The organism is Legionella bozemanae, from assembly GCF_900450575.1.
Taxonomy (GTDB): domain Bacteria; phylum Pseudomonadota; class Gammaproteobacteria; order Legionellales; family Legionellaceae; genus Legionella; species Legionella bozemanae.
Genome location: NZ_UGGY01000001.1, coordinates 440,325 through 462,874, shown reverse-complemented (window position 1 = coordinate 462,874; position 22,550 = coordinate 440,325). Strand labels below are relative to the sequence as shown.

The window sequence follows — 22,550 nt, the reverse complement described above, 5'->3', positions numbered from 1 at the left end:
CAGCCCCTGATTCTTGATAGCAGATGACATTATCCGTGAGTATTGATAGCATGATGCAAATTAAGTGATTGACTTAGCAAACGGAAGTTGCTCATGCAAAATATTGTTCATGTAGTACAAAATAGGGCGCAAAAACATCCTCATCAAAAAGCCATTTGCTATTTGGAAGACGGGGAGCACAAAACCGCAGAACTTACTTTAGCTGAATTGGATCAGCAAGCAAAAATTATTGCGGCCCATTTACAAACTCATCAAATAAGTGGTAATCGCGTCATTCTTCTTTATCCAACGGGAGTCGAGTTTATAACGAGTTTGCTGGGATGTTGGTATGCTGGCGTGATCGCCGTGCCAATACCTTGCCCTAAAATTGATGACTTTTTGAAACATGAGGCATTCCTGAATGCCATTGCTGAAGATGCCGATATTGCTGCCGTTTTAAGCTTGTCTTTGTACCATTCACGCATTGAATCAATCCTGAAAAGAAAAGCACTGATATTGGCTACTGATGTGCTCAAGACCCAATCAACTTCAAATTTCCAATCAATTCCCATTAATAAGGACACCATAGCCTATTTGCAATATACCTCAGGCTCAACTTCCGCTCCTAAAGCAGCAATTATCACCCATGGAAACTTGCAGCATAGTTTGCAAGAAACCATAAAGGTTTGGCATTACACCAAGAAGAGTGTGACCTTGACCTGGGCTCCCCATACCCATGTATATGGGTTAGTATGCGGCATATTGGTACCGCTTTACCACGGAACCCCCGCTTTTATTGTACCTCCAGCTGCATTCATCAACAGACCTATTAGCTGGTTATCTGCTATTTCAACATATCGTGTAACACACAGTGGTTGTCCTAATTTTGGTTACGATGTGTGTGTACGCGACATTAAAGATGCAGAGCGTGCGGGGCTTAATTTAAAACACTGGAAAGTAGCAATCAATGGCGGAGATAGTGTTCAACACCAAACGCTTATGGATTTCGTTTCCAAATTCCAAGCCTGTGGTTTTCAATTAAAACAATTTTGTTCCGCATACGGTATGTCTGAATTATCCGGCGCAATCGCAGTAACATCTTTTGATAGTGAACCGCATTTTTTATCCCTCCAAGATGATGCGAATCCCCTACAACGACGATTGGTCAGCAGTGGTAAATTATTAAGGGGATTGCAGGCAATCGTTGTTAATCCAGAAACAAAACAGCCCGTTGCTGCTGGGGCAACTGGTGAAATTTGGTTATCCGGCAAATCATTGGCCCTTGGTTATTGGCGACGACCCGATGAAACCCAAGCAGTATTCAATGCAACGATACCTGGCAGCGATCTCCGCTATTTTAAAACCGGGGATCTTGGATTTATCCTGGATAATGAAATTTATTTAACTGGAAGATTAAAAGAAGTCATTGTTATTTATGGAAAAAAATATTATCCACTGGATTTGGAAATCACCGTCGCCAATGCCCTTTCCAAACTCCAGATCAAACTCCCTCAAGTCGCCTTTTCTACAGAAAATGGGGGTAAAGAAAAAATTATTATTGTGCAGGAACTGTCTGAAGAAACCCCTGCATCACTATGGCCTAAAATCAAGAATGCGATTCGTCATGCCATTACCAAACATCATGGTGTGGAAGTTCATGAAGTCGTGTTAAGCCCTCAAGGAGCAATTCCCAAAACAGGTAGCGGCAAACTGCAACGGAAAAAAGCGCAACGATTATTCAATGAGCAAAACCTTGCCATATTAACCCAAGACTCACCAGAAAAGCTCACGGGAAATCAGCATGCAACCCGTGACAAGGAACATCAATTTACGACTCTGATAGCCAATGTATTGAAAATAGATGAAAAAGAAATCGACTTGGGTGCACCTCTGAGCCGATACTCCTTTGATTCAATTAATATCATTCAGCTTACAGCCCTACTTAACGAGACCTACCAGCTCTCATTATCCCCCGCAGCTTTGTATGAATATACTACTTTAGCAGAATTTTATACGGATTTATTAGATAAAAAAACCGGGAAGTCTGTAGCGGAGGAGGCAAAATACCCTATTAAGGAAACAAACGACATCGCCATTATTGGAATGAGCGGCATTTTCCCGCAAGCACCCGATATAGATACCTTTTGGGATAATTTATTGCAGGGAAAAGATTGTATCAGTGAAGTACCTTTATCACGCTGGAACTGGCAAGATTTAACCGTACGCTGGGGTGGTTTTATTGATCATATCGATCAATTTGATGCAACGTTCTTTAATATCTCAGCTCGCGAAGCAGAATTAATTGATCCCCAACAACGATTATTTTTACAAACTGTTTGGAAAACAATTGAAGATGCAGGGTACGCCCCATCCACTCTTGCTGCATTGAAAACAGGCTTGTTTGTCGGTGTATTTAACCATGATTATGCCGAGTTGTTGCAAAAAAATGAGGTAATGGATGCCTATCTTACTACGGGCACCATGAATAGTATGATTGCTAATCGTATATCCTACCTTTTAAACTTGCGCGGACCGAGTGAAACAATTGATACGGCATGCTCCAGCTCTCTGGTTGCTGTTCACCAGGCAGTCCATGCGATTTTGCAAGGTGATTGTGAGCTTGCACTTGCAGGAGGGGTAAATACGTTAATCACCCCCACATCCTTTATTGCAGCGAATCAAGCGGGCATGTTAAGTGACGATGGGCGTTGCAAAACATTTGATAAAAACGCCAATGGATACGTTCGCGGTGAAGGTGCAGGTGCCATTCTATTGAAAAAATTAACCCAGGCGTTGCACGATGGCGATCACATCTATGGGATAATCAAAGGAACAGCAGTGAATCATGGCGGGCATGTTAATACGCTTACTGCACCCAATCCCAATGCTCAAGCAGAAGCAATCATTTCTGCATGTCAACGCGCTCAAATACCCATCGACAGCATTCAATATATCGAGACCCATGGAACCGGAACGCCACTAGGGGATCCCATCGAAATTAATGGCTTAAAAAAAGCATTTCAACACCTGGCATTAGAGCAGCAGCTGGAAGCCTTGCCAAAACAGTATTGTGGATTAGGAGCCGTAAAAACTAATATTGGCCATTTGGAGTCTGCAGCAGGTATTGCAGGGATTATTAAAACCTTGCTTGCTATGCGCCATGAGATATTACCCGCGAATTTGCATTTCCATGAATTAAATCCTTATATTGAAATCGAAGACAGCCCATTTTATCTCCTTAATAAAACAACTAAATGGCCGAAAACAGCAGATACTCCCAGAAGAGCGGGAGTAAGTTCATTTGGCTTTGGTGGTGCAAACGCTCATATTATCCTTGAGGAAAGTCCAGAACGCACACACGCCCCATCCCCTAATCATTTCTCTTATCTGATTTGTTTATCAGCGATGACAATGACCGCTTTGCAGCAGCGGATTGCTGATTTGCTCAACTGGCTGGATCAGCAACAGGATTTAGCTAGCCTGGCTTCACTCAGTTATACCTTAAATGCAGGCAGACAACATTTTGCCAAACGCTTTTGTGTCATCGTGAAAACAGTCGCCGAATTAAAAGAGCAATTGCGATCTAGTTTATCCAGTGAGGATCTAGAGCGTCACATATTTATGGAAGAATCATCCAGTACAAATCATGATAATGCTGCCTTACATCAGGTACGCAGAAATTACCTGCAGGGCAAATCGATTGACTGGCATACAATCTATGGGGATTATCAAGAGAAAATCTCACTTCCTACTTATCCATTTGCCAAAGAATCTCATTGGGTAGCGAGCAAAAAAAGAGCTCTTTTCAAAGACGAAAAGAGCTCTGCCTGTTCCCCATCTATTTTTAGTGAACAATTTTCAGGAGATGAATTTTATTTGCGAGAGCATCGAGTACATGATGAACCCGTATTGCCTGGCGCCGTATGCTTGGAAATGGCTCAGGTTGCCGCCAGTTTGGCTTTAGGTAATCAGCAACTAACCTCTTTAAGCAAAATCATCTGGAAAAAGCCAATAAAAACCTCGGACTGGTCCAAGCTACTGTATGTCCGCATAATTCCTGAAACTGATGGAGTCTCATTTACAATCACTGACAAAGAGGAAATGATTCATTATGCTAGCGGAAATATGCATTATCCGGATAACTCTCCTGATGTGCCTCATACCAGCCTGAACATTGAGGAATTAAAATTAGCATTACCCCATACTCAAGATCCCGATACCATTTATACTTATTTTGAGAATGCAGGCATAAGCTATGGCCCGAGCTTCCGTGTCATTCAGACCCTCCATTTTAATGAGACGAATCTCTTGGCAGAACTAACCCTGCCTTCCTCTTTGTCCAGCAGGAATGGTGAATTTATAGTACATCCTTGTTTGTTCGATGGAATGTTACAAACAACCCAGGCTTTGCTTAAAAATCGTGAAGTGCTTTATCTGCCTTTTTCTATTACCCAAGTGGATATTTATAAGCCTTTACCAAATACCTGTTACGTATATGCCAATCTGGTTTCTTCTGTAGATAATCAGCATATGCCCGTTTTTAATATTCAAGTCACCGATGCCAAAGGGACACTCTTGTTGGTTATTACAGGATTTACCTTAAGTGCAGTACATGACTCCACTAAACCGGAGGCAACTGTCGCCCACTATTCTCCTGTATGGGTTGCCCAACCTTTGCATTCGGTAACAAAAAAACATCCAGATTCCATACTGATTCTAGGAAATAATGAACAGTCAGTACGATTGATAAAAACACAATTTGCTGAGCATACTACATCGTGTCAACGAATACAGGATTCCCAGGCCGCCCATCTTTCTCTAGCCTCATTGAGCGACTACATTATTATTGCTCTGGAAGAATTCAATGACCCTCTCTTTTCGCTTAAAGAGATCCAAAAAAACTTGGAGCAAACCTATTACCTGGTTCATACGTTAGTAACCCAGATCAGTAAATTAAAACCTAAAAAACCAGTCCAATTAATTTGTATCGGTAAAGAACCTTCTCTTTTTTCACGTGCTTTAGTTGGATTTGCAAAAAGCCTGCATCAAGAACAATCCAACATTTCATGTCGTTTTATTGAATTGCATGATCTGAGTCTACTTGCCCAGGAATTAACCCAAAATGAAATTGAAGTTCGATACGATAAACAGAATCACCGTTATATTCGACGTTACGAAGCCTTTACTCCACCCCTAACGGTTACACCAACTCTCAAAAAGTCAGGGGTTTATTTAATTACTGGCGGAATGGGAAGACTAGGTTATTTGTTCGCAAGATATTTAGCAGAACATTATCAGGCCAAAATCGTATTAACCGGTCGCGCCCCTATGTCTGCTCACTACCAAAACCGAATTGCAGAGCTGGAAAAGCAAAATGCCTCGGTAGTTTATGTACCCGCTGATATATCATCTTACGAGGAAGTCCAGGCTCTTATTCAAAACACTAAAGAACATTTTGGCACAATTAACGGTATTATTCATGCTGCGGGCCTTACCCATGATGAGTTTGTTGTGAATAAAACAGTCCCCGAAATAGCAAAAGTTTTAGAACCTAAAATTTATGGCGCCAGCAATCTGCATGCCGCAACACTGAAAGAATCTTTAGATTTCTTTGTGCTGTTTTCATCTGTAGCAGCCGTGTTTGGCAATGCAGGGCAAAGTGATTATGCCTATGCCAATTGTTTTCTAGATGAATTTGCTCACGAACGGGAACAGCAAAGAAGACTTGGCCATTGTTCCGGATATACTGTTTCGATTAACTGGCCACTTTGGGAAGAAGGGGGATTACATATTGCTCCTGAATACCAACAAGAACTTGAAAAAACCATAGGCATCTTAAGCTTATCTACACAACAGGGGTTCATCGCATTCTTGCAGGCATTACAGAACAATCTCCCAAATTGTATTGTTCTTCCAGGCTATCAACAAAAACTCATCAACGCCTTACAAAATAACTCTGTACTGAAACAAACACTAGCCACTCAGCCCCAGGAGATCAACCCCAATTTACAGGAACAAACCGAGGATTTTTTAAGAAAAATACTGGCTGAAACTTTAAAGTGTTTGCCAGAGCAAATCGATAGGAATTTGCCTTTTGAACATTATGGCATTGATTCGTTGATGATCATTCAACTGAATCAGCGTTTGGCCAATGAATTCAGGGAACTACCCAAAACATTATTTTTTGAATATCAAAACTTGGTTGATTTAGCTGAATACTTCATGAAACATGAGGCAGATGAATTAATTCAGCGTTTATCTAATGCGGAAATGGCATCCTCGCACAACCGGAGATCTAACACGAATCAAACTCCAATGCCAATTCAGGAAAAGACGCCCACCCACGCGGGAATGACACAACTCCTTAACTCAATGACAGCACCCAGATGTCTTGATTTTACAAAAAATACGACAAAATCACAGGATATTAGACTTCTTCAGAAACTCGCTACAGAGAGCGAAGAGCGAGGAAACACAGAGTACAGAACCGGAATGTACATGCAATCCCATAAGGATTCGCACATCGTATCGGCGAAGCAATTCGCCTCTGAAGTAGCGTTTTCGAAAAAGCCTATCGCCATTATTGGGATTAGCGGGCGTTATCCTGAAGCGAAAGATTTAACCGAATTTTGGCACAATCTGTATGCAGGCAAAGACTGTATTCGCGAAATTCCCAAGGAGCGATGGGCATTAGCGGACTATTTTGATGTGAATCATCCGGGTAAAACGTACAGTAAATGGGGTGGCTTTTTAACGGATGTAGATCAATTTGATCCCCTCTTTTTTAATATTTCACCACGTGAAGCCGCATTAATGGATCCCCAGGAGCGATTGTTTTTAGAAACCGCATGGAAAACTATAGAAGATGCCGGATATGCGCGTGACGCATTAGTGGGGAAAAAAGTTGGTGTGTATGTCGGAGTCATGTATGGACAGTATCAGTTGTTTGATAGCGAACCCTCTGATTCCGGTCAATTTATCCCAACAAACTCGTTATTTGCTTCAATTGCCAATCGAGTTTCCTACTTTTTTGATTTTCATGGTCCGAGTATCGCACTGGATACGATGTGTTCTTCTTCGCTTACAGCAATCCATTTAGCATGCCAAAGCATTCATGAAGGCGAATGCGAGATGGCCCTTGCTGGAGGAGTAAACCTATCCCTGCATCCCAATAAATACCTCTTACTAAGCCATGGAAAATTTTTAGCACGTGATGGGCATTGTCGCAGTTTTGGTGAGGGTGGGGATGGCTATGTGCCGGGCGAAGCTGTTGGTGCAATCCTGTTAAAACCCCTAGATAAAGCACTTGCAGATGGCGACCTTATTTATGCAGTGATTAAAGGCAGCCACCTCAATCATGGTGGAAAAACAAACGGTTACACCGTGCCTAATCCTAATGCACAAGCAGACTTGCTTGCTGAAACCTACCAAAAAGCCGACATTGACCCAGCACAAGTCAGCTATATTGAAGCGCACGGCACTGGAACATCCCTCGGCGATCCCATTGAAATTGCCGGGCTAAATAAGGTATTTGGCCAAAGAAAAATGCCACAATATTGTGCTATTGGTTCAGTAAAATCCAATATTGGTCATTGTGAATCTGCTGCAGGGATTGCTGCCGTCACCAAAGTGGTCTTGCAATTGCAACATCATACCCTGGTTCCCTCGCTTTTTTCTGAACCATTAAATAGCAACATCAATTGGTCCACCACACCATTTCGCGTGCAGCAAACTGTCAGTGAATGGCAACGACCATTAGCCAATGCCCCGCGCATTGCCGGAATCAGCTCTTTTGGGGCAGGAGGTGCTAATGCCCATCTGATTTTATCTGAAGCACCGGAAGTATTGCCGGCACCGACAAGAAGCAAATCACATTATTTGCTCACAATTTCTGCCAAGACCGAACTTGCATTAAATCAACGTCTGGATGATTTATTGGATTGGTTGGGAAACAATCCATCCGCAGAACTGGAACAAGTCAGTTACACATTAAATGCAGGCAGAACTCATTTTGATTGTCGTTGTGCTATGGTAGTCAGTTCGCTGGAGGAGGCAATCCGCTTCATCCAACAATTTAAAGCACAACAACAGCCTGCCCAGTTGTTTCTCCAAATAATTAGACCTCGTTCCAAACTCGCTGAGGAGAGTGAAGTACGAGGAGACGCGGAGCACAGAACCGGAGTGTACATGCAAGTATATGAGGATTCGAGCACCGCATCGACGAAACAATTCACCTCCTCAGTAGAGTTTGGAGTGAGGTCTAATGGAGCAAACACGCCTGAAACCACACCCACTCTATTGCCGCTTCTGATGCATCAATTGTCTCAGCTTTCTCAATATAAAGAAGCATTACTGGCTCTGGCAAAACTCTATGTAGAAGGCCAGGATCTGGATTGGAAGCAAATCCATGCAGATGAATCCAAGAAAAAAATATCCTTGCCTACTTATCCTTTTGCCAAGGAACGTTACTGGTACTCTGATGTGAACCAATGCAGTTCAACTCAAGAAAGGCAAACCCATTTGCCATTAATGCACAATGCACTTATCGACAAGATAAGCTCGTTTCTTACTCGGCAAGTCGTCCAAATATTGAAAATGAACCAACACCGAATTGCACCAGAAAAAAATCTTGGTGAATATGGGATGGATTCAGTGCATTTTATTGAATTGGCTAAAAAGATCAGCGAACACTACCAAATCGAGTTTACCCCTGCCGTCTTTTTTACGCACAGTAGCGTGCGCGCAATCAGTCAATACCTAATGAACCAATTTCCAGAAACTGTAGCCAAAACACATCAGGCAGCAGCGCAACTGCCAACTCATGTTCCTGCGGTCAAGCCTAGGCACATAGCAACTGATGGAGCCCAATCAATTGCCATTATTGGCATGCATGGGCTTTTTCCGCAATCCGATGATCTTGCAGCATTTTGGCACCATTTGCTCCAAGGTGATGATTTAGTGACCGAGATCCCTATAGAACGCTGGGACTGGCGTGATTATTACGGAAATCAAGCACATCAAAGTAACTCCAAATGGGGCGCTTTTATCAACAATTTCGATCAATTTGATGCAGGATTTTTTAATATTTCCGCCCGCGAAGCAAATCTTATGGATCCGCAACAACGACTCTTTTTGGAAATTGTATGGAAAACCATTGAAGATGCAGGCTATGATCCCTTTGCATTATCCTCACAGAACATTGGTGTTTTTGCCGGCGTTGAGTTTAGCGAATATCAGACATTAATTGCCAAACAACAAAAAGAACACCATGGCTTTATCGCTACGGGTAATTCACATAGCATGATTGCCAATCGTGTTTCCTACTTTTTCAATTTTCAAGGCCCAAGTGAAGCCATTGATACAGCATGCTCAAGCTCATTAGTTGCAATCCACCGTGCAGTACAAGCAATTCGTCATGGCGAATGCGATTTAGCTATTGCAGGCGGCGTGAGCCTTATATTGAGTCCTGATACTCTAGTAGTCACCAGCCAACTGGGAGCCTTGTCCGCAGAGGGTCGTTGCAAAACTTTTGCTAAAACCGCAGACGGCTATGTTAAAGGAGAAGGTGTAGCCGGTCTTTTACTGAAACCTTTAAAGCAAGCACAAGAAGACGGAGATCATATCTATGGAGTCATTAAAGCCTCTGCAGTAAATCATGGCGGTAAGGCGCAATCTTTGACTGCACCCAATGCAGCGGCACAAAGCGAGCTATTGATTCGTGCCTATACCCAAGCCCATTTCGACCCTGGTACGGTAACTTATATTGAAACTCATGGTACAGGTACTGCCTTAGGTGACCCTGTTGAAATTGAAGGTTTAAAACGTGCATTTGCGACGTTACTGTCGTCCGGCGCCAAGCAAAACTCGATTGCCTTAGGTTCTGTAAAAACGAATATCGGTCATTTAGAACCAGCATCAGGAATTGCAGGAGTGATTAAGCTGATTTTGGCCATGACTCATGAAACCCTCCCGGGTATTTTGCATTTGCATGAATTAAATCCCTACATCAATTTAACCGGTACACCGTTTTATATTCCCAAAGAAACCCAAACCTGGCAGCGCATCAAAAATGAAGCTGGCAATGAGATTCCATTGCGTGCTGGAGTCAGCTCATTTGGCTTTGGTGGAACCAATGCCCATATTGTGCTTGAGGAAGGCCGCCCCCATCAGGAAAAGACAGAAAACCGGCAAGCAAAACCCTACTATTTAATCACGCTTTCTGCCAAACAGCAGGAAAGCATGCAGCAAAAAATAGTGGATCTGCAGCAATGGCTGAATCAAAATAAAGAAACCGTTTCCCTGCCTGCACTGAGTTTTACGCTCAATGCGGGTCGAGCGCATTTTATTTACCGCTGTGCCCTAGTAGTAGATTCTCTTGATGCGTTAGTGAATGCGTTGACTTTATTAGTCAACCATGAAATTCCCGAGTATTGCATGATGAATGAAGGGCAAACCTGGACGATCCAGGGGCCGGTATTTGATGAAGTGTATCAGGCAGCAATTAAAGCCTTAGTTCAACCAGAAAATTCAGAGCAATATCGTCATAAATTATTTATTCTGGCAGATTTATATACGAAACATTATGTCATTGACTGGCAACAGGTATATCTCGGAGAAAAGATACACCGTTTGGGCTCTTTACCTGCTTATCCATTTATCAAACAGCGTTACTGGTATGATTTGGAATTCAATTTCATGCCTACGCCACAAACCTCTATGATCTCACCGTGCCGTGGTTTGTCCACGGCATCCACGGAACCCACGCACAAGGTGCGAGACGTGAGTTCTCCAATAAATTATCAACACACCCTGATGTATTTACAGCAGATATTCGCAGAACAATTACATACCTCTCCCGAACTCATTCAAGCAGATGAAACTTATGAGGTTTTTGGAGTAGACTCCTTGATTGGCTTGGCAATTACCAATCGCTTGGAAAAAGATTTTGGCAGCTTACCTAAAACCTTACTCTACGAACGCAATCGACTAAACGATTTAGCCAACTATTTGCTCAAAAATTATAAAGAAAAATTATCCACCCTGGTGTTCGCAGGCAACATCATGCCAGTAGCAACACCTCTTGAAATGGAAATAGTTAAACCCATGGCCCCTACGCCCAAAGTAAGTCATTCATCTCGTGATATAGCCATTATCGGTTTAAGCGGTATCTTTCCTATGGCCAACTCCATGGATGAGTTTTGGCAAAACTTAAGTTCAGGACGCGACTGTGTCAGTGAAGTTCCTGCTGATCGCTGGAATTATAAAGAGTACCCTGTAGCGATTGGAGGCAAAGAACACTATTTCCCTTATGGGGGTTTTATTCCCGATGTCGATAAATTTGATCCACTGTTCTTTAATATTTCACCCCGCGATGCAGGACTTATGGATCCGCAGGAACGCTTGTTCATGCAGTCCGTATGGTCCACCCTGGAAGACGCGGGCTACACCCGTGACAAATTAAAACGTAAAGCCCAAAATTCAGTCGGTGTCTTTGCTGGGGTGACTTATAATTTTTACCCATTATTTATCGCCGAAGAGTGGCAAAAAGGAAACCGGGTGCCGCTGGATGTGCAATCGTTTTCAGTCGCAAACCGGATTTCTTACTTCCTTGATGTAAATGGTCCAAGCTTTGTTGTCGATACAGCGTGCTCTTCCTCTTTGGCAGCAATTCATTTAGCCTGTGAAAGCCTCTTGCGTGGTGATTGTGCGATGGCGATTGCTGGGGGCGTTAATTTGTCATTACACCCCAGTAAGTATCACTTCCTGGGCAGTTTTAACTTTATGTCGGAACAAGGACGTTGTGCGAGTTTTGCTGAAGGTGGAACAGGTTATGTGCCGGCAGAAGGGGTTGGCGCAGTATTATTAAAACCTTTGGCTACTGCAATTGCCGATAATGATAGGATTTATGGGGTAATCAAAGGAAGCAGCATGAATCATGGAGGCAAAACCAGCGGCTACACTGTTCCTAACCCTAATGCCCAGGCTGCTGTAATTCTCCAAGCTTTAAAAAATGCCAATATTGACGCACGAACAATATCTTATATCGAAGCGCATGGCACAGGAACCGCATTGGGTGATCCCATAGAAATTCGCGGCTTACAAGATGCTTTTGAACACTATACCGAAGACAAGCAATTTTGTGCGATTGGTTCCGTCAAATCCAATATTGGACACCTGGAGTCTGCAGCAGGCATATCGCAATTGGCCAAGGTACTTTTACAAATGCGTCACCAACAATTAGTGCCGACATTGCATAGCACGCAATTAAACCCCTTTATTGATTTTCAAAACTCACCGTTCTATGTTCAGCAAGAACTGAGCGATTGGCAACCCGAGAATAATTCGCCGCGCCGTGCTGGGGTGAGCTCCTTTGGTGCAGGCGGCGCCAACGTGCATATGATTATTGAAGAATACGTTCCCTCAATAAAACCTCAAAGTACAGTAAATAGCCCATATATTTTCTTATTATCTGCATTAAATGAAGAACGTTTGGCAATACAAATACAGCAAATGCAGCGTTATGTGCAACAAAATAGCCATACACAAAATAAAGAGTGGCTCAGAGATGCATGCTTTACCTTACAAACAGGGCGAGAGCACATGGCAGCGCGATTTGCGGTAGTCGTAACAAATACAGATGAATTGCTTACTGCCCTGGCAAATTATCCGCATGACAAGGGAGCAAATACCTGGGTAAATCATAATGCGCACAGTAACCACCCAATAGTCCCCCACGTGGAAGAATTAATCAGCACTGAGCGCTATGAAGAACTAGTTCAGCATTGGATTAATGGGGTAAAGGTTGATTGGGAACGATTATACCAACAAATACCCAACCTTATCTCTTTACCTACTTATCCATTTACGAAACGACGCTGCTGGATACCTACAAAAGAGGTAGAAACACCTCCTATAACTCAGACAACGCTGCAACCAGCAATTCAACCTCCTGTTGCCAATACAGAGCTGGTCGATATCCAAGATTGGCTCTACCTCACTCAGTGGGAGAAAAATCCGCAAATGGCTCCGCCTGCATTAATTAGACCTCTTTCCAAACTCGCTGAGGGAAGTGAAGTGCGAGGCGACACGGAGCACAGAACCGGGGTATACACGCCAGTACATGAGGATTCGAGCACCGCATCGACGAAGCAATTCACCTCCGCAGTAGAGTTTGGAATGAGGTCTAAAGGGAAATGGCTTATATTCTGTGAACCGGAGGCAGTCCCTGTATTAAAACAAGAACTTGGGGAACAAGCGGGTATTTATTGTTTTGCCCGCAATCAATTTGCCTCAATTGATACTTATGAGTACACCATCAATGCCGCACAAAAAGCAGATTATGAGCAGCTTTTTGCAACACTTCATGCGCAACACAAAGACAATTTAATAGGTGTCATTTATTTATGTTCCGCAGTAACTACCCACTCTCGTACTATGTCCCGCGGCTTGTCCGCGGGATCCAGAAATTCCATAGCATCGTTGGCTCCCGCGGGCAAGCCGCGGGACGTAGGGGCATGCGAGCAGTTATGCTCTATAGATGATTCAAATGAAGAAAACCATGCCGATCCAAGTCTGGCATTACTCTATTTATTTCAAGCAATGGTACAGCATTCTTGGCCGCATCAATTAACCTTTTGTCTTACATCGCAATCGGCGCAGCACGTTACCTCCGCAGATACCATTAATATCTGGCAACATCATCTCTGGTCCATGACCCGTATTTTTGCCGCCGAACAAGCAAAATACCAGGCTTTATTGCTTGATTTGGATGCGAATGAAAACATAGAACAAAATGTCAAGATCCTGATTAAGGAGTTAGGATTATACCAAAGCAAACAAAATCATATTGCCTACCGTGCCTCCGAAAGGTATACCATTCGCTTCCTTCTTCATGAACGGTCACAAAACGATAAAGTACTTCCTGTCTGGAAAGCTCCCGCAGCTGCATTAATTACCGGTGGTTTAGGCGCTTTAGGCTATGAAGTCGCAGAATTTATTGTAGCGCAAGGGACACGTTTTATTTTACTTACCGGTACGACAGAACTCTCGCTACAAACGCCTGAAAAAAATATCTTGCTCAAAAAGCTAGAAGCCCAAGGTGCACAAGTTCGCTACGCTGCAGTTGATGTGGCTGATAAAGAACAAATGCGCCAAGTAATCATGGGCGCTGAACAAGCGTGGCAACAATCTATTGATGGGGTTTTTCACTTAGCTGGAATCACTACGGATAATGTCACGATCGCTGATATGGATGAAGCATTATGGCGTGATGTATTACGCGTAAAAATACAAGGCTCGATGGTATTGCATGAACTCTTTTTGCAAGCCCCATTGTCTTCTTTTGTATTGTTTTCTTCCATCGCGGCAGTTCCTCATTTTGGGATGGCAGGACTTAGTGCTTATGCAGTGGCGAATGAATTTATGAGCGGCCTTGCCTTATATCGCCGTAGTATGCAGTTACCTGCATCAAGTATTAACTGGGTAGCTTGGTCAGAAAAAGGAATGAGCCATAGACACAGTCATGATGCATTTTTAGATGCTGTTGGGATGGCCTCTCTAAGTATTAAAGAAGGAATCGCTTTATTTAATACCTTGCTAAGACTCAACCCAGCTGAGATTACAGTATGTAACATTCAATGGAAAAAATTTTTACACGTTAATGCAACAGCCAAGCAACTTGATTTCTTTACCCATTTTGTTGCCGAACATGCTGCAAGCGTCCAAGCAGCAGTTGTTTCCTCATTAAACCAGGAAGAAATTACTGCATTAGTCTTACATTGCTTTGCCTCGGTATTAGGATTGGAAGCCACTGAAATTGACCGCGAAACACCCTTCCAACACTATGGAATGGACTCCATTACGGGTATCGATTATACCGAACAACTGGGTAAGCATTTCCCTGATGTAGTCGCACCGATGGATTTATATCGCTATCCCACTTTAAATCAATTAACTGATTACATCCTACAGCGCGTGCAAATCAACTGCGAACCAGAACCTGCACCACTTTTTAGTGCAGAAGGAACTCTTGATCTGGATCAATTAAATGACGGCCAACTCAATGAACTGCTTGAATTGGAATTAAAAGAATTAGAGCTGACTTATGAATGATACAACAACTTTAAAAAAATCATTGTTGATGATCCAAAAGCTCAAAAAGCTTTTGCAAGAACAGAATGAAAAATTATTTACCCCCGTTGCAATTATTGGGATGAGTTGTCGTTTGCCCGAAGCCAATAATCCGCAAGAATTTTGGGATTTATTATGCCAGGGCAAAAATGTCATTTCACCAATTCCTGACACACGCTGGGAGCTGTTGAAAGGCACCCGCGAAATGGCTCAACGTGATGCCAATTTGGCTTATTGGGGAGGCTATTTACCCCAGATTAACGCGTTTGATGCGTATTTTTTTGGCATTAGCCCACGCGAAGCCATGCGAATGGATCCGCAACAACGCATCCTATTGGAGGTATCCTATGAATCATTTGAAGATGCGGGTTTGACTGTTGATGCCTTAGCAGGTTCTAATATGGGTGTTTTTTCCAGTGTGTATGCCAGTCAGTTCAGCCATCTGCAAAAACTGGATTCAGATATGGATGCCTTGTTTATTCCTACAGGGAGCGCCATCAGCATGGCAGCAAACCGTTTGTCGTATTTATTCGATTTGCGCGGCCCCAGTCTGGTATTAGATACTGCATGTTCGTCTTCGCTCATCGCCATTCAATTAGCGTGTTTAAACCTGCATGCAAAATTATGTGATACCGCCTTAGTCAGTGCAGTAAATATCAATTTATTGCCTTCCATTCATTCGGTTTTAGCCAAAGCAAGCATGCTTTCCCCTACCGGACAATGCCATACTTTTGATGCCAAAGCAGATGGTTACGTGCAAGGGGAAGGAGCAGGCGCCATTATTTTGAAACCGCTAGCCAAGGCATTACAGGATAAAGACAAAGTCTATGCAGTACTCACTGGCAGTGCAGTAAATCAAGATGGCAAAACAAACGGCTTAACAGCGCCTAATGGTTTGCAGCAAGAGCAATTATTGAGAGCGGCTTATCGAACAGCCAAAACAGATCCTGCCCATGTTTCCTATATCGAATGCCATGGAACAGGCACGTTCCTTGGCGATCCGATTGAAGTTCAAGCCTTAGGAGAAGTAATCGGCAAAAATCGCGGTACTGATAAGCCATGTTGGATTAGCTCTGTTAAAACCAACATGGGTCATTTGGAGCCTGCTGCGGGCATTATCAGTGTGATTAAAACGGCTTTAGTCTTAAAAAATGGTTTAATTCCTCCACATCTTAATTTTAACCAGGCCAATCCCCATATTCCGTTTGAACGCTATTCTTTGCAGATTCCCAAGCAACCAGAACAATTACCCAGATACAGCGATGTCGGTATTGCTGGAGTAAGTGGCTTTGGTTTTGGTGGTGCAAATGCACATCTTGTATTACGCGAGCTTTCTTCAAATGAAGAACCCATTTTTACCGATAAAATCCCCAGGAATAAAGAACTGTTTACTCTTTCCGCAAAAGAAAAATCTGCATTATTTGCTTTAATTGAGCGCTGGTGTGATTATTTAAAGAATAATCCGGAAACAAATTTGGCACAGCTTTGCTATAACCTCCATATCAGGCGCTCTCATTATGCACAACGCCTAGCAATCATCACGGATTCAGTTACTGATCTTTACCAAAAGCTGGCTGCGTTGCGTACAAGTCCAGATGTCCCAAATGAGTTTGTGTTTATCAATCACGAGCAAAAAAAATCTCCTACACCAATCCCAATATCTGAGTTTTCCACGCTGGATTTGCATGCTTTAGCGAAGAACTATGTGTCCCATGCGCAGATTGATTGGAAAAAATATGAAGAAAATCGTTCTTATGCACCTCTGGATATGCCGTTTTATCCATGGCAACATAAAACATATTGGCCAACCTTAGAGCAAGGTCTTAATGAAAGCATCAATACAACCTATCCGATGCGAGGCAAAATTCTTGTTTCACCTTTACCAGCTCGACAGTTTGAATTTGTCTTTGATACTAAAGTAATGCCTGAGGTTCAGGATACCTTTTATGTGTTACATGCGGGTTATTATCTGGAAATGTTAGCGTATGCAACAAAGCAATTATCGCAAAAAGCTTCTTTTACAGTGCAAAACCTCAATTATTTATCACCCATATTAGTTCTGGATGGGAAAACGATTTTGGTACAACTTATCATCCAAACAGGTGAAGAAGGCATATTATCATGTCGTTTTTACAGCAATGATGGCAACGAATCCTGGATAGAGCATGCAAACGGTATTTTAACCCTGAATAGCTCACCCTCCTTCAATCAACTTGAACCCAAGTACGAACTCCTGCAGCGACTCCCCATCTCAGGGACTACGGAAACGTTTTATAACCGAATAACAGGTATGGGCATGCCCGCCGGTGATACCATTCGTTGGGCGCATCAATATTGGGCCAATAAGGATGAACTGTTTTGTGAGTTACGCGAACCCAAGCCCTCAGAACGTGGGAAGCAATTTATTACCCAGATGCATCCAGGCATTATTGATGCCTGTATTCAGACCCTCTTTTTATTATTGCCTAAGCAATTCACCAAACCCTATATTGCATCACATATGGGAACTCTTGAGTTTTATGGCTCATTAGAAGATCAGAAATATATTTACACAGTATTAAAAGAACTGCATCCAGAAGGGAAATACATCATTGCTGACTGGTACTTGCTGGATAAAAATCATGCTTTGATCGCTGCATGTCATGATCTGCGCATGACCGTGCTCAATGATACGCTGCAAATTAACCAAATTATGGAGATTCAATCCCAGTTCCAACTCGATTTCTCATTGCCTTATGAAGTGTGTCAAAACAAATTGACTCAGTACTTAACCGAGCAATTTGCGATTATCTTTTCAATGCCGCAAGACGACATCAAACCATTCCAATCCCTACATGAACTGGGAATGGACTCACTCATGGCACTTGCTGTCATCCGAATCATAGAAACTAACTTAGGTATTACTTATTCTCTGCCCTTAATGATGCAAGGTCCATCCATTCATGAGATTGTTGAGTATGTATTAGCAAGCCAATGGCCAGGTCCCCAACAAGACTCACCTGAACCACAATCTCATTTTGATAGACCTCTTCGGAAACTCGCTACAGAGTACAGCACCAGAGTGTACCCACAGCCGCATAAGGATTCGAGTACTGTATCGACGAAGCAATTCTCCTCTGAAGTAGAGTCCCCAAAGAGCTCCACTCTCTGGGTCGCTAATCGAACAATACAGAAGAATGCGCAAGTACGTTTATTTTGCTTTCCTTATGGCGGTGGCGGCGCTTCAATTTATCGCGAATGGCAACAGGAATTTCCTGATTTCATTGAAGTATGCCCCATCCAATTACCAGGTAGGGAAAATCGGATGGAAGAGCAACCTCTTGCTGACCTTGAGACTTTGGTTTCAATATTGGCGAATCAACTTAAACCTCAATTCAACTTACCTTTTGCTTTTTTTGGTCATAGTTTTGGTTCGCTTATTGGATTTGAACTGAGTCGCTATTTACGTCGTCATAATTTGCCACAACCTGCCCATCTTTTTGCATCAGCCTATCCTGACCCACGTATCCCCTCTAAAAGCTTGGATAATCTCTTGGCAAAACTGCGCCAAATGAATATCAACTTATTTGATTTAAACGCAGAGCGAATCAGTGGGTTAGACGATGAACAATTAACGGCTTTATCCATAGTATTTAAAGAAAACGGCATTGTCGATTACAGCGATGAACGAATGAACAAAAGTATTATCAAAGTCTTATTACCGATTTTTATCGGTGATATGAACATTGTAAAAAGCTATGCTTATCAGGATGAATCCCCTTTAAAAGTAAGTATTACCGTGTTTTTAGGCACAGAAGATACCTGGGTCTCTCCAGAAGATCATTTAGGATGGTCCGCTCATTCATTAGGACATTGTGAATTTCATCAATTTAATAGTGGGCATCTTTTTATAAGAGAAAAAGAAATACGCTCAAAAGTAATCCAAAAAATTACTGAGAAACTTCTGCGTTTTAGTACTGCAGAATCTGAGATCTAATTCTCTCTGGATACCATGTATAAAAACTGAGATATGCTCACAAAATTTATTCTATAGCCAACAGTGATGTAAAAAAAACTTTCATCGCTGTCTGACCCCTGACCGTCAAGCGTAGCCCGTATTAGCGAAACGTAATACGGGACTTTTTCTTGCCACATCCTTCACAATCTCAAATATAAACCCCTTTTTATTAAACGATTAATATTCGAATCCGGTATTTCCATAGAACAAGTTATGGTAATAAAATCTCGTACGCTTGTTATGCAAAGCTCCAGTTAATTTGTCCGCCAATCGCTGTGGTTTGTGTATTGGTATGCCCTTTAAGTGAGGTCAAAGGGGTAATTAGATTTACCGGCATTTGGTTAAAGAACGAATGGCCAACCCCCACATCGTAGCCTAAATTTGCATTTTGTTGATAATGCGCTCCCACTGCCACAATAGTCGCACTCCCTACAGGATCGGCAATACCACGATCACGATCATTAGAAGGAGTGCTCATGAATTGAATACCGCCGCGGAATAATATTTTTTCAGTTGCCTTAAAGGTAGCACCAACTGCATAATCAAAACAGTTGTGGTAATTAAAAGGAATCGTTACTGAACGCGTTTCTCCAGTAGGAGTTTCCGTATTTTCCATCGTGATTTGATTAAATGTTCTCCAATTGGTGTAAAAAACTGTGCCAACTCCTGTCCAGCGTTTGGTGAAATCATGTTGTAAACTCAGTTGGACTCGGGCCGGCAAAGCCGCTTTTGTTTCTTGTTGATTGGTTCTAAAGATTGCTACCATGGGCCCTATCGCAGGCGTATGTACGGTGCTATGGCCTCTAGTCGTCAGCGAGATTTTAGAATAATAACTCACTCCAACCCGAGTTTCTGGTGAAAAATCAAATAAAATGCCGCCATGACCGCCGTATCCCCAGCCACTTAAATGATTTTCGAGTCTTGAGTCTAAGGGAAAAGAAACAGGCGGGCCATACATATTATTCAGTGTAAATGCCAAATGCAGTGCATCAAATCCCGCACCTAGAGAAAAACGGTCTGTTATTTTCACACCCAAACTTGGACCTATATCAATACCCACAACTTGAGAACGTGTTGAAGCATAACGAGCAATGGATGACCGTGTAGAACCATAATTTGTGCCTAATCCAAACGGAGTTGTCAAATTAAAACCAAAAGCAACGCGTCGAGTAAGAGGGGCTGAATAATAAAATGAAGGCAAAAAGGCCTTGATTTGGCTATGTGCTTCTCCAGACTGTGTAACAGGAAACGGAAAGGGAAAGGTTGGGGTAACTGCAGAGCCTGTGAATCGAGCAGTGCCTATGATGCCTAATGCATTACCCACTATTTGTTGATGAGGCAGTTTAACAAGGCCTGCTGGATTTGTATAAGCCGTACTTGCATCACTGGCAGCCGCTGCCCAATCAGCATAAGCAACACCCAAACCCGCTGAATTGACAAAAGGCAGGTTAAAATCGGATGTTGCCAAAACTGGAGAAGCGATAAAGAATGAAAAAAGCCCTAGGTATAAATGAGACACTCGACACACATTTTACTCCTTTACAGTAATAGCTCAGGCTGTCTTATGTTGACTTCTGCAGGACGATTGGATTTGAGCACTTACCTTTTTATATTTTATTATTCCTTAATAAATTAATAACCATCTCAATTTCTTCTGACATCGGCCTACAATCTTCTATTTTTGGAGAATATTGACGAACTGTGTAATAAATAGATTGAGCTTTTTTACTTGCTTTTTCAATACCACGTAATTCAAGTGCTTGCGTTGCTGCCAGCAACAAAATTGCTGTGAGGCGCTCCAAATTGGCGACTGACTCTTGAAAATCAAAAGCAGCGTGGGTTCCCAAGCTATTTACATCCTGATTATCACCTTCTGTAGGTAAGGTAAATGCCTGATGTGACTGGGCCAATTTGCGATTTTGTACTGCAAGTGCTGCAGCTAACAGCTGCATTGATCGAAAACCATTATGTTTACTTGGATTAGGCACTAAATTCACCGGTAAATCATGATTCTTACGAGGATGAACTAAATTAGCGAGCAATGCATGCATCCAGGTTGAAGCTTGGGCAATATCCATTTTCAAAATATCACAGGCATCAGTGATATAAAAACCCATAAAATTTGCGCTATGATAAATATTGTTCGCAGCAACATCAATAACAGGATTATCATTCACAGAATTCATTTCATTTTCTATCCAACAGATTGCGCGTTCCAAATTCTCATGGAATGGGCCGAATCCTTGGGGAACAGAACGAATTGAATAATAATCTTGTACTGGTTTATAGGTATAATCCGTTGCTCTTAATTCATCTAAATCAATCAATAATTGACTTCCTTCCCAGAAATCAATAAAAAATTGATTGATTGTCATTTCACCTTTCTGTTTTTTTAGTTGATGTACCACAGGATGATAAGCACTACTGATCACAAGTAAAGACTCTAACGCCATGGCAATAGCAGCCAACATTTGCTTGAATAAATGATGCAAATCATAGACTGCCAAACTGGCTATTGCCGTCATAAAGGACGTGCCATTGATCAAGGCAAGCCCATCACGCATTACGGGTTTATATGCCTTAAGGCCAGCTAACTGAATCGCTTCGGGTGCCAGCATCACGCAGTCCTGATAAGTCACTGCAACAGGTTCGCCAATAAGCGCTGCTGCAATCATAGAAAGAGGAATAAGATCACCACTGGCACCAATAGAACCATAACAACGAACTACAGGAGTAATACCTGCATTAAGAAAATCTAGAAGTGAATTAATTAATTCAGGATGGACACCCGAATATCCTTGTGCCAGACAATGTGCACGCAGCATCATCGCTACTCGTACAATATGAGGTGAAACAATTGCGCCTAGACCGCAAGAAAGAGAGCGAAGAATGTTTTCTTGTCGTTCATTAATCGAGTCATAATAATCTGATGCATCAGTATCTTTGAGCGTCGTATCAATATAACGCACCTGATCACCAAAATTTGTGTTGACACCATAAATAGGAACTCTTGAATCAACGTGAACTTTCAAAAACTGGTATGAAGCATCTATGACTTCCATGGCTTTGGGTGGCAAAGCTACTGGCGATGAATGATGTGCCAATGCTTGAGAAGAAGCAATAGTCAACTGACAGCCATAGCCAATTGTTATGGGCATGTCTACCTTGCTCATACTTGCAGGATTAATCGTTTTGGGAGTATTGAGAGACTTTAAATGTTCCAACGTAAACTCCATTTATCATAGTAAAAATTTGCCGGTAACTGAGCTTAGTGTGTGCTTTTTTATAAGACTTTTCAACAAAATAATTTACGTGGAATTTTGTAACCCTCAATAAAGCTGTACAAACTGAGCTTTCCTACTTCCTGCGGCTTATCCGCAGGATCCAGAAATTCGGACACAGAGCAAGATTCCTGGATTCCGCGGACAAGCCGCGGAACGTAGCT

4 protein-coding genes are annotated in these 22,550 nt (G+C 42.4%); 2 read left to right on the top strand and 2 right to left on the bottom strand.

Features of this window, described 5'->3' with window-relative positions; translation table 11 throughout:
- The first annotated feature begins 93 nt into the window (after positions 1–93).
- Both DY223_RS19365 and DY223_RS02055 read left to right on the top strand, forming a co-directional pair.
- Positions 94–15,090 (top strand): SDR family NAD(P)-dependent oxidoreductase, encoded by a 14,997-nt coding sequence (locus DY223_RS19365; protein ID WP_064115054.1) that lies wholly within the window; start codon positions 94–96, stop codon positions 15,088–15,090.
- Positions 15,083–19,084 (top strand): beta-ketoacyl synthase N-terminal-like domain-containing protein, encoded by a 4,002-nt coding sequence (locus DY223_RS02055; protein WP_058458087.1) that lies wholly within the window; start codon positions 15,083–15,085, stop codon positions 19,082–19,084. The genes DY223_RS19365 and DY223_RS02055 overlap by 8 nt, the downstream gene beginning before the upstream one ends.
- Before the next feature lie 259 nt (positions 19,085–19,343).
- On the opposite strand, the gene DY223_RS02045 is transcribed toward DY223_RS02055, so the two are convergent.
- Both DY223_RS02045 and DY223_RS02040 read right to left on the bottom strand, forming a co-directional pair.
- The gene (locus tag DY223_RS02045) at positions 19,344–20,633 is read right to left on the bottom strand and encodes an OmpP1/FadL family transporter (RefSeq protein WP_058458086.1); all 1,290 of its coding nucleotides are present in this window, start codon (positions 20,631–20,633) and stop codon (positions 19,344–19,346) included.
- Between the two features lie 79 nt (positions 20,634–20,712).
- A complete protein-coding gene (locus tag DY223_RS02040; RefSeq protein ID WP_058458085.1) occupies positions 20,713–22,329 on the bottom strand; it encodes an HAL/PAL/TAL family ammonia-lyase in 1,617 nt (538 codons plus the stop codon).
- Between the last annotated feature and the right edge of the window lie 221 nt (positions 22,330–22,550).